Source organism: Methylocystis sp. NC52PC, from assembly GCF_055698645.1.
The window spans coordinates 1,260,142-1,273,774 of sequence record NZ_CP170127.1; the positions used below are offsets into that span (position 1 = coordinate 1,260,142).

At 66.3% G+C, this 13,633-nt stretch carries 13 protein-coding genes; 8 read left to right on the forward strand and 5 right to left on the reverse strand.

The genetic code is table 11. The features are described 5' to 3' along the window. The first annotated feature begins 3 nt into the window (after positions 1-3). Both serA and ACETII_RS08000 read left to right on the forward strand, forming a co-directional pair. A complete protein-coding gene (serA, locus tag ACETII_RS07995; protein WP_472787700.1) occupies positions 4-1,590 on the forward strand; it encodes a phosphoglycerate dehydrogenase in 1,587 nt (528 codons plus the stop codon). Positions 1,591-1,752: 162 nt separating this feature from the next. Next, complete coding sequence (locus tag ACETII_RS08000; protein WP_363350394.1) at positions 1,753-2,370, forward strand: L,D-transpeptidase; 618 nt, start codon at positions 1,753-1,755, stop codon at positions 2,368-2,370. Between the two features lie 141 nt (positions 2,371-2,511). Here ACETII_RS08000 and ACETII_RS08005 read toward each other — a convergent pair whose 3' ends face one another. After that, positions 2,512-2,886 carry a gamma-butyrobetaine hydroxylase family protein gene (locus ACETII_RS08005; RefSeq protein WP_363350396.1) on the reverse strand — a complete coding sequence of 125 codons (375 nt, stop codon included), beginning with the start codon at positions 2,884-2,886 and terminating at the stop codon, positions 2,512-2,514. Between the two features lie 369 nt (positions 2,887-3,255). Here ACETII_RS08005 and moaA point away from each other — a divergent pair, with 369 nt between their 5' ends. The 5 genes from moaA to ACETII_RS08030 all read left to right on the forward strand — a co-directional run bounded on the left by moaA (position 3,256) and on the right by ACETII_RS08030 (position 8,265). Then, complete coding sequence (gene moaA / locus ACETII_RS08010) at positions 3,256-4,293, forward strand: GTP 3',8-cyclase MoaA (protein WP_472787701.1); 1,038 nt, start codon at positions 3,256-3,258, stop codon at positions 4,291-4,293. Between the two features lie 3 nt (positions 4,294-4,296). Next, the gene (locus tag ACETII_RS08015) at positions 4,297-5,178 is read left to right on the forward strand and encodes an NAD(P)-dependent oxidoreductase (RefSeq protein WP_472787702.1); all 882 of its coding nucleotides are present in this window, start codon (positions 4,297-4,299) and stop codon (positions 5,176-5,178) included. A gap of 286 nt (positions 5,179-5,464) precedes the next feature. Beyond that, on the forward strand, positions 5,465-5,776 hold the full coding sequence (locus tag ACETII_RS08020) for a hypothetical protein (protein ID WP_363350402.1): 312 nt from the start codon (positions 5,465-5,467) through the stop codon (positions 5,774-5,776). 255 nt (positions 5,777-6,031) lie between these two features. Continuing rightward, positions 6,032-7,717 (forward strand): lysine--tRNA ligase, encoded by a 1,686-nt coding sequence (locus ACETII_RS08025; RefSeq protein ID WP_363350404.1) that lies wholly within the window; start codon positions 6,032-6,034, stop codon positions 7,715-7,717. Next, entirely contained in the window at positions 7,717-8,265 is a 549-nt protein-coding gene (locus tag ACETII_RS08030) for an RBBP9/YdeN family alpha/beta hydrolase (protein ID WP_472787703.1), read from the forward strand. The genes ACETII_RS08025 and ACETII_RS08030 overlap by 1 nt, the downstream gene beginning before the upstream one ends. 9 nt (positions 8,266-8,274) lie before the next feature. Here the strand turns inward: ACETII_RS08030 and fabD are convergent, their stop codons facing one another. Then, positions 8,275-9,219: an ACP S-malonyltransferase gene (gene fabD, locus ACETII_RS08035; RefSeq protein WP_363350408.1), complete on the reverse strand. Its 945-nt coding sequence runs from the start codon at positions 9,217-9,219 to the stop codon at positions 8,275-8,277. A gap of 154 nt (positions 9,220-9,373) precedes the next feature. On the opposite strand from fabD, the gene ACETII_RS08040 reads away from it, so the two are divergent. Then, positions 9,374-9,940, forward strand: coding sequence for a nucleoside deaminase (locus tag ACETII_RS08040; RefSeq protein WP_472787704.1), 567 nt, complete (start codon positions 9,374-9,376; stop codon positions 9,938-9,940). A gap of 546 nt (positions 9,941-10,486) precedes the next feature. On the opposite strand, the gene ACETII_RS08045 is transcribed toward ACETII_RS08040, so the two are convergent. The 3 genes from ACETII_RS08045 to ACETII_RS08055 are packed head-to-tail and all read right to left on the reverse strand — an operon-like array spanning position 10,487 to position 13,479. Further along, on the reverse strand, positions 10,487-10,801 hold the full coding sequence (locus ACETII_RS08045; protein WP_472787705.1) for a hypothetical protein: 315 nt from the start codon (positions 10,799-10,801) through the stop codon (positions 10,487-10,489). Between the two features lie 16 nt (positions 10,802-10,817). Further along, the gene (gene acs / locus ACETII_RS08050) at positions 10,818-12,755 is read right to left on the reverse strand and encodes an acetate--CoA ligase (RefSeq protein ID WP_472787706.1); all 1,938 of its coding nucleotides are present in this window, start codon (positions 12,753-12,755) and stop codon (positions 10,818-10,820) included. 34 nt (positions 12,756-12,789) lie between these two features. Next, positions 12,790-13,479, reverse strand: a complete 690-nt coding sequence (locus tag ACETII_RS08055; protein WP_472787707.1) for a Crp/Fnr family transcriptional regulator — start codon at positions 13,477-13,479, stop codon at positions 12,790-12,792. Positions 13,480-13,633 lie beyond the last annotated feature (154 nt).

Genomic DNA, 13,633 nt, shown 5'->3' on the forward strand with positions numbered 1-13,633 from the left:
TTCATGCCGCCCCGCGTCCTGATCTCCGATTCCCTCTCGCCCGCCGCCGTCGAGATCTTTCGCCTGCGCGGGATCGAGGCCGATTTCGAGCCGTCGCTCGGCAAAGACAGGGAACGGCTCGCCGCCGCGATCGCCGCCTATGACGGCCTCGCCATCCGCTCGGCCACAAGGGTCACGGCGGACATTCTGGCGCGCGCCGACCGGCTGAAGGTCGTGGGCCGCGCCGGCATTGGCGTCGACAATGTCGACATTCCCGCCGCGACCGCCAAGGGCGTGATCGTGATGAACACGCCCTCGGGCAATTCCGTCACCACGGCGGAACACGCGATCGCGCTCATGTTCGCGCTCGCCCGCGACATTCCCGCCGCCGACGCCTCGACCAAAAGAGGCAGATGGGAGAAGAATCGCTTCCTCGGCGTCGAAATCGCCGGCAAGACGCTCGGCGTCATTGGCTGCGGCAATATTGGCGCAATCGTCGCCGACCGGGCGCTCGGGCTGAAAATGCGCGTTCTCGCTTTTGATCCTTTCCTGACGGAAGAGCGTGCGCAGGCGATCGGCGTCGAAAAGGTCGACCTCGACGATCTGCTGGCCCGCGCGGACGTCATCTCCCTGCACACGCCGCTCAACGCCCAGACGCGCAACATCCTGTCTGCCGAGGCCTTGGCCAAGACGCGCCGCGGCGTGCGCATCATCAATTGCGCGCGCGGCGGGCTCGTCGACGAGGCGGCGCTGCGCCGCGCGCTCGAGGCGGGCCATGTCGGTGGGGCGGCGCTCGACGTTTTCGCCGTGGAGCCGGCGATCGACAACCCGCTTTTCGCGCTGGAGAACGTTGTCTGCACGCCGCATCTCGGCGCCTCCACCGCAGAGGCGCAGGAGAAGGTCGCGCTGCAGATCGCCGAACAAATGTCGGATTATCTGACGCGCGGGGCCGTCTCCAACGCGGTGAACTTTCCGTCGATCTCGGCCGAGGAGGCGCCGCGGCTCGCCCCCTTCGTCGCGCTTGCCGAAAAGCTCGGCCTGCTCGTCGGGCAGATCGCGCGCTGCGGCGTCGACACGCTCTCCGTCACCTTCGAAGGCGCGATCGCGCGCGAGAAGACCAAGGCGCTGACGGCCGCGACGCTCGCGGGCATGCTGCGGCCCATTCTCGACTCGGTCAATCCGGTCTCCGCGCCGGCGATCGCCAAGGAGCGCGGGCTCTCCGTGGACGAGGTGAGCCGGGCGGCGCAGAGCGACTATGAATCGCTCGTGACGCTGGTCGCGAAGACGCGCGACGGCGACATCAAGGTCGCCGGAACCGTGTTCCACGACGGCAAGCCGCGCCTGCTGCGAATCGGCGAAATCAACGTCGACGCCGAATTCGCGCCCTCGATGATCTACACGGAGAATGAGGACCGTCCCGGCTACATCGGTCGTTTCGCGGGAGCGCTCGGCGAATCGCAGGTCAATATCGCGACTTTCGCGCTCGGCCGCGACCGGCCAGGCGGGCGGGCCGTCGCGCTTGTCGCGATAGACGGCCCCCTGCCCGAGGCGACGCTTGCCGAGCTCAGCGCGCTGCCCGGCGTTAAACAGGCGATCACATTGAAGTTCTAGCCGCTCGACTGTTGCAGGAGAGCCACGCCGCGAGGGAAACGCGCGCCAGGCGCGCTTCACGCTTGCGAAGGGCGCCTGCCTGTGAGTCTAATCGACGCAGTCACCGTCCGCGCCGCTCCCCTCGGCGCGGACTTTTTCGCCTTCGGAAATACGGGATTTATTATGCGACGGCTTGTCCTTGCATCGCTCTGTTCTCTCGTCGCCACTGCCGCGCTCGTCTCGCAAGGCCATGCGCGCGGCGCCTTCGCGCAGGAAGCCGACGACCCGTTGAGCCTGCTCTTCGGCGGCGCGCCGACCCCGGTCGCGCCCAATGGTCCCGACGGCCGCCCGCAGGCTGTCGCCATTCCGCGCGAGATCGTCGCCTTCGACGCCAGCTACGCGCCGGGCACGGTCATCATCAACACCAGCGAGCGCCGGCTCTATTACGTGCTCGGCAACGGCCAGGCCATTCGCTACGGCGTCGGCGTCGGCCGCCCGGGCTTCGAATGGTCGGGCGTGCGCTTCATCTCTTCGAAGCGCGAATGGCCGGACTGGACGCCGCCCGCCCAGATGCTGCGCCGCCGCCCCGATCTGCCGCGCCACATGGAGGGCGGGGTCAACAATCCGCTCGGCGCCCGCGCCATGTATCTCTCGGGCACGCTTTACCGCATCCACGGCTCCAACGAGCCCGAGACGATCGGTCAGGCCGTGTCCTCGGGCTGCATCCGCATGACCAATGACGATGTGGTCGACCTCTACAGCCGCGTGAAAGTCGGCACCAAAGTGGTGGTCACGCGGTAAGCGGGGTCATCCCGAAGGATCATCCATTGGGACCCCCTCATGCTTCGAGACGCCGCCTTTGGCGGCTCCTCAGCATGAGGGCCTTATCTGACGAGCGTGCTCGGCGTCTCGACGGACGAGGCCGCCTCGCAGCTTGCCCGCTCACGCTTCGCCCGGCCGGTCGCGATCCAGCCCCTTGGCGGCAAGCTCTTCAAGATAAGCGGAAAAGCTCGTCTCGGCGGTCTCGCCGAGCGCGCGCAGATAGCGCCACGTGTAAATGCCGGTGCGGTGCAGATCGTCGAAGTCGAGGCGAACCGCGTAATTGCCGACCGGGGCCACGGCGATGATCGCGACATTGCGCTTGCCGCCCACCGTTTTCTGGTCGGCGGGCGAATGGCCCTGCACCTCGGCGCTGGGGCTCCGCACCCGCAGAAGCTCGGCGCTCAGCGTGAAGCTGGCGCCGTCGTCGAAAGCGACGCGCAACCGACGGCCGTCGTCGAGAAGGCGAATTTCGGTGGGCCAGGGGTCGGCGGTCACGGGCGCTCCTGCATTTTTGCGCGGGTTGAGGCGGCTTGCGCTGCGGGCGGTCCAGCCTCTTACCGACTGGCGGCCGAAAGCGTCAATGCAGGAATTCGCGCCCAGCCAAAAGCGGCGGGCGGCCCGGTTACGAGAGACAGTTCGGGCCGCCCGACCTTGGCGTCATGGCGCGCCGACCCTAAGCGCAGCGGACCTCGATCGGAATTGGGGAGATTACGGACTCCCGCAGGAAAGCTTCTGTGGCGCCACGATCGGAATTCCCGATCGGCGCACGGAAACGCTCGGGCTTCCCCGCAGCGGGCGCGGGCAATATATGGAAGTCGGCTCCGGCAAGATTGCCCCAAGATTGGCCCGTTGAAAGCGCCAAACATGAACGCCTATTCGCAAACGCCTGCCGCTTCGGCCCCCGCGCCGCTCGTCGATCCCTTTGGGCGGGCGGTCTCCTATGTGCGCGTCTCGGTGACCGACCGCTGCGATTTTCGCTGCGTTTACTGCATGTCGGAGCATATGACCTTCCTGCCCCGCAAGGACCTGCTGACGCTCGAGGAGCTCGACAGGCTCTGCGCCGCTTTCATCGCGCGCGGCACGAAGAAGCTGCGCATCACCGGTGGCGAGCCGCTGGTGCGTCATGACGTGATGAAGCTGTTTCGCGCTTTGTCGCGCCATCTCGTTTCCGGCGCGCTCGAAGAGCTCACCGTCACCACCAATGGCTCGCAGCTCGCGCGTTTCGCGCAAGAGCTCGCCGATTGCGGCGTGAAACGAATCAACGTCTCGCTCGACACGCTCGACCCCGCCCGCTTCCGGACGTTGACCCGCACCGGCGACCTTGCCCGGGTGATGGCGGGCATCGACGCCGCGCGCGCCGCCGGTTTGAAGGTGAAACTGAACGCCGTGGCGCTGAAGGGCGTCAATGAAGATGAGTTCGTTTCTCTGGTCCGCTTCGCCCACGACCGGGGCATGGACATGACCTTCATCGAAGTCATGCCGCTCGGCGAACTCGACGGGCCGGCGCGGGTCGATCAATATCTGCCGATGTCGTCGGTGCGCGACAGGCTCGCCGAGGCGTTCACGCTGACCGAGATCGACTATCGCACCGGCGGCCCGGCCCGCTACATGCGGACTGAGGAGACCGGCGGGCGCGTCGGCTTCATCACGCCGCTCACCCATAATTTCTGCGAGAGCTGCAACCGGGTGCGCGTCACCTGCACCGGCACGCTGTTCATGTGCCTTGGACAGGAAGACGCCGCCGATCTGCGCGCCCCCTTGCGCGAAAGCGCCGACGACGCGCTGCTGCACGCCGCGATCGAAGCCGCGATCCGCCGCAAGCCCAAGGGCCACGACTTTGTCATCGACCGGGCGACGCAAGCGCCGTCGGTTGCGCGCCACATGAGCACGACGGGCGGCTGAGCCATGACGACATCGCACAACGTCGCGTTTCTTGGTCTCGGCGTCATGGGCTACCCCATGGCCGGGCACCTCGCGCGGGCCGGACATAGGGTCACCGTCTATAATCGCACCACCGCCAAGGCCGAAAAATTTGTCGCGCAGCACGCGGGCGCCAAATGGGCGCCGACTCCCGGCGCGGCGGCGGAGGGCGCCGATTTCGTCTTCTCCTGCGTCGGCAATGACGATGATCTGCGCTCGGTGACGCTCGGCCCGGACGGCGCCTTTGAGGCGATGTCGCCCAGGGCGATCTTCATCGACCATACGACCGCCTCCGCCGAACTCGCCCGCGCGCTCTACGCAGAGGCCCGGCGAATGGACCTCGGCGCGATCGACGCGCCCATTTCCGGCGGCCAGGCGGGCGCCGAAAATGGCGCGCTGACGATCATGTGCGGAGCGGAGCCGGAGGTCTACGCCAAAGCCGAGCCCGTCATGGCGTCCTACGCGCGCGCCTGCCGGCTGATGGGACCGCCCGGCGCCGGCCAGCTGACGAAGATGGTCAATCAGATCGCCATCGCCGGGCTGATCCAGAGCCTCTCCGAGGCGCTGCATTTTGCGAGAAGCTCGGGGCTCGACGCCGAGGCCGTGATCGACCTCATCAAGAACGGCGCCGCGCAGTCCTGGCAGATGGAGAACCGCACGACGACCATGCTGGCGGGCGCGTTCGACCACGGCTTCGCGGTCGAATGGATGCGCAAGGACCTCGCCATCTGCCTCGCCGAGGCGCGGCGCAACGGCGCGAAGCTTCCCGTCGCGGCGCTCGTCGATCAGTTCTACGCCGAGGTCGAGGCCATGGGCGGGAAACGCTGGGACACGTCGAGCCTCTTCGCCCGGCTCGAGCGGAAGTAATCATCCGCTGACGACCGCGTCCGGCGCGGAAGGATTCCCCGTCGGCTTACACATTGTTTCGCCACATGATTCGCCTGCTTGCTCGTCTGTCGGCCAGCGAGAGGAGAAGGCGCAATTGTGGCAGGGCGTCAAAAAAGAAATTTTTTTTGTGGCGCCAATGCAACCATTTCCTGAGCTGAAGCGTTCCCCTCCCAACAAAAAGAGGAACACCCAAGTCCGCGTAGAGTGTTTCGAGTTTCGCGTTCTAGGGACAAGACCTTTCGTCACCTGAGTGGGAGGGGCCCTTATGGCCGTTACGCGCGAAAGCCCGTTTGCAAGCCGCACGTCGCGGATTGTCCTTGGATTTACGGTCGCTGTTGGTCTGTGCGCCGCTGTTGCGGCTGCGCCGTCCGTTCCGACCGCCAAGCAGTCCTCCGCAGCCGTCCAGGCAGCGGTCAGCCTCAACGACGACGGCATGCGTCCGCTGGCGCGCGGACCGGCGATCAGGGTGGGACGCGCCTTTGGCGCAGAGGACGAAGATTGCACGCTCGTTCTGAAACCAAGCACAGACGAGCGCGGCCGCGTCCGCTACATGCGCAGCGTGACCTGCGCCAATTGACGCTTGCGTCCCCCGATCGTTAGGTAGATGGCCTACTGAAGGCGACGGCGGCTCGAAAGAGCCCCTCGCCTTCATTTTTTTGCACATGCCGCCGCGCCGGCCGCGCCGCTTTGTCCCGAGCGCGCGAGAGAGAGGGAAGCGGGCCCGACACTCCATTTCCCGCGCGCCTTTAAGTCCTGTTCTGCGTTGACGCCCTCCGCGTCGCTACCTACTGTGCCGGGCTTCCCGCCTCTTTCGATGGTCACCGCCGCGCACATGTCCGCCTCCCTCGTTCTCACGCCCGAACTTCTCGACGCCGCCCGCGTCTCTCCCGCCTGGCCCTTCGAGGAGGCGAAGAAGCTCGTCAAAAGGATCGAGGCGAGCGGGCAGAAATCCGTGCTGTTCGAAACCGGCTACGGCCCGTCGGGCCTGCCGCATATCGGCACTTTCGGCGAGGTCGCCCGCACCAGCATGGTGCGCCGCGCCTTCGAGACGCTCACCGAAGGCAAGATCGCCACGCGGCTCATCGCCTTCTCCGACGACATGGACGGGCTGCGCAAGGTCCCCGACAACATCCCGAACAAGGAGCTTGTCGCCGCGCATCTCGGCAAGCCGCTGACGCAGGTGCCGGACCCGTTCGGCACGCACGACAGCTTCGGCGCCCATAACAATGCGCGGCTGCGCGCCTTCCTCGACGCCTTCGGCTTCGAATACGAATTCGCCTCCTCGACCGAATATTACAAAGGCGGGCGCTTCGACGCGGCTTTGAAACATATGCTCGCCCGCTACGACGCGGTCATGAAGATCATGTTGCCGAGCTTCCGCGAGGAGCGCGCGGCGACCTACTCGCCCTTCCTGCCGATCCACCCGCGCACCGGCATTGTCATGCAGGTTGCCCTGACCGGCATGGACGCCGAGGCCGGAACGATCGACTGGGCCGATCCGGAGACGGGCGAAAAATTCACGACGCCCGTCACCGGCGGCCACTGCAAGCTGCAGTGGAAGCCCGACTGGGCGATGCGCTGGTATGCGCTCGGCGTCGATTACGAAATGGCCGGCAAGGATCTGATCGATTCAGTCAAGCTTTCGGGCGCGATCGTGCGCGCGCTCGGCGGCCGCCCGCCGGAGGGTTTCAATTACGAGCTCTTCCTCGACGAGAAGGGCCAGAAGATCTCCAAGTCCAAGGGCAACGGACTCACGATCGAGGAATGGCTGACCTACGCGAGCCCCGAGAGCCTCGCGCAGTTCATGTATCAAAAGCCGACGGCGGCGAAGCGGCTCTACTTCGACGTGATCCCGCGCGCCGTCGACGATTATCTGACCTTTCTCGATGCCTATCCGCGCCAGGACTGGCGCCAGCGCCTCGGCAATCCGGTCTGGCACATCCACGCCGGCAACCCGCCGCCGCCCGAGACGCTCGAACATGCCGGCGAAGCGAAGGGAACGAGCGTCTCCTTCTCCATGCTGCTCAATCTCGCCGCCGTCGCCAACGCCGAGGACCCCGCCGTGCTGTGGGGCTTTCTCAAGCGCTACGCGCCGAGCGCCTCGCCCGAAAACCACCCGCATCTCGACAAGCTCGTGGGCTATGCGGTCGCTTACTTTCGCGATTTCGTGAAGCCTGCGAAATCCTATCGGGCGGCGGACGAGGTGGAGCGCGGGGTGCTCGACAGGATCGACGCGACGCTCGCCGCTTTGCCTGCGGGCGCGACGGCCGAAGAGATTCAGGCGGCGCTGTACGACGTCGGCCGGGCCGTGCCGCGCTATCAGGATTTCGCCGCCAAGGGCGCAACGCCGGAGCGTCCGGGCGTCTCCAACGATTTCTTCAACATGCTCTATGAGGTGCTGCTCGGCGAGAAGAAGGGGCCGCGCTTCGGCTCTTTCATCGCGCTCTATGGCGTCGCCGAAACGCGCAAGCTCATCGCCGACGCGCTCGCCGGCGCCTTCGTGAACGCGCCCGCCTGATGCGCGCCGCCGAGGCCACTATTCTCATCGTTCCGGGCTATCTCGATTCCGGTCCGGAACATTGGCAGAGCCGCTGGGAGAAAAAGCTCTCGACGGCCCGCCGCGTCGTCCAGCGCGATTTCGCGCATCCCGATTGCGCCGAATGGGTCGAGGCGATCCGTCGCGAGGTTCTGGCCTCGAGCCGGCCCGTCGTGCTCGTCGCCCATTCCTTGGGCGTGATCGCCGCGCTTCATGCTGCGCAGCAATTGCGCAGCAAAATCGCCGGCGCCTTTCTCGTCGCGCCGCCCTCGGAGGCGGTGATCCGCGAAATGCCGGACGTGGATTCGGCGTTTCTGCCCGTGCCCCGCGCGCGCCTCCCCTTTCCCGCGCTCCTGGTTGGCGGCAGCAATGATCCCTACGCGGACGCGTCTTTCGCGCGCATCCTCGCCGAGGAGATCGGCGCGCGCTTCATCGACGCCGGGCCGGCGGGCCATCTCAACGCGGAGAGCGGCCACGGCCCCTGGCCGGAAGGCTCGCTCGCCTTCGCCCATTTTATCGCGGGGCTTTGAGCCCCTCCTTTAGAAGGCGCGATAGGCGTCGAGATCGGCCGGCGCGCCGACGGAGATCGCGGTCGCGCCCGGCGCAATGCGCTTCAAGAGCCCGGCCAGCACCTTGCCCGATCCACATTCGACGAATTGTGTGACGCCCTGGTCGGCGATATAGGCGACGCATTCGCGCCAGCGCACCGCGCCCGTGACCTGCTCGACCAGCAGCCGGCGGATCGTCTCGGGGTCGGCGACCGGCGCCGCCGTGACATTGGCGACGACGGGGACGCAGGGCGCGGCAATCGTCGCGCCGGCCAGCGCCTGCGCCATGGCGTCGGCCGCCGGCTGCATCAGCGCGCAATGGAAGGGGGCGGACACGGGGAGCAGCACGGCGCGCTTGATTCCCTTCTCCTTGGCGATCTCCATCGCCTTTTCGACGGCGGCCTTGGCGCCGGAAATGACCACCTGCCCGCCGCCATTGTCATTGGCGACCTGGCAGACGGCCGAAAGCGCCGCGGCGGCCGCGCCGGCGATGTCGCGGGCCTGCTCGAGGTCGGCGCCGAGCAGCGCCGCCATCGCGCCCTCGCCCACCGGCACGGCCTTTTGCATGGCGTCGCCGCGGATGCGCAAGAGCTTCGCCGTGTCGGAAATCGAGAGCGCGCCAGCGGCGGCGAGCGCGGAATATTCGCCGAGCGAATGGCCGGCGACGAAGGCGGCGTCTTTCCGAAGATCGAGCCCGCATTCGGCCTCGAGCACGCGGATTGCGGCGAGGGAGGCCGCCATGAGCGCCGGCTGGGCGTTGGCGGTGAGCGTCAGCTCGGTCTCTGGTCCTTCGAACATGAGTTTCGAGAGCGGCTGCGACAACGCGTCGTCGACCTCCTCGAAAACCGCGCGCGCCGGCGCGAAGGCGTCCGCCAACGCCTTGCCCATGCCGACCGCCTGCGAGCCCTGTCCGGGGAAAATAAACGCCTTCGCCATCGCCTCCGCCCTTTCGGTTTTTTCCGTGTTTCGCGCCGAGTGGCATTGGCGGGCGTTGCATGTCAAGCTCGAGAGACAGACGGCCGGGCGACGAGCGGGCTGGGGAGGAGCGGCTGGCGGCGCCGGCGGCGGCCTGAGAACCTATGAGGGCGAGATGGAAGCGAATTCGTGCGCCTGCGGATGCCGGCGACGTTGGGACAGGCGCGACGCCCTCGCGGCTCTCGCCTGCGTCGGGATCGGGGCCGCCCTGCCCTCGGCCGCCGACGCCGACGCCATTGTCGCCCCGGTTCAGGCGCGGGACGAGGCCTTCATGCGCCTTGCTCTCGACGAGGCGGCAAAGGGAGATTTTCCCTTCGGCGCGGTGATCGTGCGCGAAGGTAAGGTCGTCGCCAGGGGGCGCAACATGGGGATCAGGACCAACGATCCGACCGCCCATGGCGAGATGGTCGCGATCCGCCGTTTCGTCGCCCGCCGCCCGGCGGCGGAGCTCCACGGCGCGACGCTCTATACGACCGGCGAGCCCTGCCCGATGTGCATGGGCGCCATTTTGTGGTGCGGCTTCGGTCGGCTGGTCTACGCCGCCTCGATCGCCGAACTCGCGACGCGCATCGGCCAGATCATGGCGACGAGCGAATCGCTCGCCCGCGCCGCGCCTTTCGTCTCGATCGAGATCACCGGCGGCGTTTTGGCGCAAGAAGCGCTCGCGTTGTTTCGCAAGTAAGACAACGCCCGTCCCCGCTTTACGCTCTTGACGGCTTTTGCGGCGAGGACGGGCGCGCCTGGGTCGTCAGTCGTAGCTGCGGCCGACCTCGACCAGGACGTGAAGAGGCCAGAACAGTGTCGTGCGAGCGCAGTGGGGACGAAACCGGCGAGGCGGCTGACGCCGCGCCTCATGGCCGCGCCGCGCTCGCCGGCGACCGTCGTCTCGGCGACGATCTGCGGCGCGTCGTCGCTTATCTCGACGTCGCGTTTGGCCGCGACGACCAAGAAAGCGACCCTGTTCCCCGTCGAGGTCCGCGCTTGCGGGGGCTGCTGCGAGTAGCCCGGCGAGGACGGAACGCCGCATTCACCCACTCCTCTCTCTGCTTGGACGAAAGGTGAGGCGGCGGCGCGCTGTGGAACAGGCGCGTGGGCGCCAATGGAAGCTCATTTTTCGCCACCGCCCTGTGTCAATGAGCGGCGCCGGCGCACGGTTCCGGTTCCTGGTTCGTGGGCCTGCGATTCTGCTCAAAGCCACGTCGCCAGATTTAGTTTTTTTCGCAATTCATCAATTCTGCAAGGTGGCGCAATTCACTCGCTTGGCATCCGAGCGCAGAGCCAGAATGTGCCGCGCCGTCGACTCCCCCTCGTGAACGGCTTGCGCCGCTAAAACGATCCGGCACAAAACCCAGGAGCTCTCGACGGCAAGGTCAAGGAGATTGGCGCTGACATGTGCGGTGAGATCGCACACAAGTCGTTCCAGGTGGGTCTCGAACACCCCCCAGACGATAACAAGGGCCCCGAGGCGTTGCTGCGCTTCGGGCGGCGCTCCCCATGTTTTTAAGGCAGACGTTACTGCCAAAAAGCCCTTCGGCTCCGTCATTGTCCGAATCGAGCTTTCACGCTCCCGGCCTCTCGCGCACCAGCTCCTCCACGACCCCCGGGTCCGCGAGCGTCGACGTATCCCCCAGCGCGCCGAATTCCCCTTCGGCGATCTTGCGCAAGATCCGCCGCATGATCTTGCCCGAGCGCGTCTTGGGCAGGCCGGAGGCGAACTGGATCACGTCCGGCGCCGCGATCGGGCCGATCTCCGCGCGCACCCATTTGACGAGCTCCCTGCGCAGATGCTCGGTGGCGTGCGCGCCCTCCATCAGCGTGACATAGGCGTAGATGCCCTGACCTTTCAGGTCGTGCGGATAGCCGACGACGGCGGCTTCCGAGACCTTCTCATGGGCGACGAGGGCGCTTTCGATTTCAGCCGTGCCGAGGCGATGGCCCGAGACGTTGATCACGTCGTCGACCCGTCCCGTGATCCAGTAATAGCCGTCCGCGTCGCGCCGCGCCCCGTCGCCGGTGAAATATTTGCCGGGATAGGCGGAAAAGTAAGTCTGCGCGAAGCGCTCGTGATCGCCGAAGACCGTGCGCGCCTGGCCCGGCCAGGAATCGGCGATGACGAGATTGCCTTCGCAGGCGCCTGTGAGCACATTGCCGCCGGCGTCGACGATTTCCGGAAAGACGCCGAACAGCGGCCGCGTCGCCGAGCCCGGCTTCAGGGCCGTCGCGCCCGGCAGCGGCGCGATGAGAATGCCGCCCGTCTCCGTCTGCCACCAGGTGTCGACGATTGGGCAGCGCCCCTCGCCCACGACGCGGTGATACCATTCCCAGGCTTCGGGATTGATCGGCTCGCCGACCGAGCCCAAAAGCCGCAGCGACTTGCGGCTCGTCTTCTTCACCGGCTCCTCGCCCGCCGCCATCAGCGCGCGGATCGCCGTCGGCGCCGTGTAGAAAATCGACACCTTGTGCTTGTCGATGACTTCCCAGAAGCGGCGGACGTCGGGATAATTCGGCACGCCCTCGAACATCAGGGTCGTCGCGCCATTGGCGAGCGGGCCATAGAGAATATAGCTGTGGCCCGTCACCCAGCCGACGTCGGCCGTGCACCAATAGACCTCGCCGTCGCGATAGTCGAAGACCGCCTCATGGGTGAGCGCGACATGGACGAGATAGCCGCCCGTCGTATGCACCACGCCTTTAGGCTGCCCGGTTGAGCCGGACGTATAGAGGATGAAGAGCGGGTCTTCCGCATTCATCTCGGCGTAGGGGCAATCGGCGTGAACGCTCGCCGCCTCTTCCTCATAGCGATAGTCGCGCCCCGGCGTCATGTCGACCTCGGCCCCTGTGCGCGTCACGACGATGACCGATTTGACGCCCTCGACCTTCTCGAGCGCCGCGTCGACATTGCTCTTGAGGGGCACCCGGCGCCCGCCGCGCAGCCCCTCGTCGGCGGTGACGACGACGTCGGAAGCTGCATCCGCGATGCGTCCCGCGAGCGCCTCGGGCGAGAAGCCGCCGAACACCACCGAATGCACCGCGCCGATGCGCGCGCAGGCCAGCATGGCGAAGGCGGCCTCAGGGATCATCGGCAGATAGATGGTGACGCGATCGCCCTTCTTGACGCCGTGCTTCTTCAGCACATTGGCGAAGCGGCACACCTGCTCATGCAGTTCGCCGTATGCGATGTGGCGCGAGAGCGCGGGATCGTCGCCTTCCCAGATGATCGCGGTCTGATGCGCGCGATGCGGCAGATGGCGGTCGATGCAGTTCATGGCGACATTGGTCGTGCCGTCCTCGAACCAGCGGATCGACACATTGTGAATATCGAAGCTCGTATGCTTCACCTTGGTGAAGGGCGTGATCCAGTCGATGCGCTGCGCCTGCTCCGCCCAGAAGGCGGCAGGGCTGGTCAGCGAGCGCTCGTAGAGGGCGTGGTAGTCCTGCTCGTTGATGCGGGCGCTTTTCTCGAAGCCTGCGGGAACGGGATGAAGTTTCTCCGACATCTTGACGTCTCTCCAGTCGTTTCCCGACGTGATCTCATGCGTTCGGCGTCGCGCCCGCGTGGGACGGCCCAGCTTTGCCCGCCGGCGTCGCCTGCAGCGCGCCCGAGCGCGCCAGCTCGACATTCTGCTGCATTCGCCGCATCATCAGCTTCATGAGATAGAAACCGAACTGCGGGTTCTGCGCGCAGAGCTCGAGAAGTTCGTCGTAGCGCACGCAGAGCAGGTCGACGTCGGTTGTGGCGACGGCGGTCGCGGTGCGGCGGTTTTCTTCGGTAAAAAGACCCATCTCGCCGAAGAAGGCGCCGGCCTTGAGCGTCACGCCCGGCTCGAGCAGCAGAATTTCGCCGCGCACGAGGATGAAGGCGTCTTCGGAAAGATCCCCGATGTGGTAAAGGGTGAAGCCCTCGGAAAGCTTCATCTGCTTCATGTAAGGGCGAAGCCACCCGTAATCGAATTCGCCGTCGCTCGCCGCCTGAGTCGCCTGGCGCACGTCGGAAATGAGCCGGCGCATCTGCCGCAGGCGGAACACATTGATGGGCGCCATGAAGGCGTTGAGCGCGAAAAGCGGCAGATAGCCCTTCAAGTAAAAATAAGCGGCGAAGAGCGCGTTGGCGGCGATGGCGGCGATGCGCAGCGGGATCATCGTATTCGACACGAAGACGAAGACATTCGCCGCAGCGGCCATATAGCCGATCGCTTCGATAAGCCAGTTGTGCGGAATCATGAATGGCCTGGAATTCGCCCGTTGCCTCGCCTTTTTAGCGCGCTTTCTAGGCGCATGGAATGCGTCGGCCGAGAAAAGCGCGCATGGCCGCCACGTCGCAGCTCGGCCCCTCGAAAACTGGAACATCGGGCCCGCCCCCGCGTTGGCGCCCAAA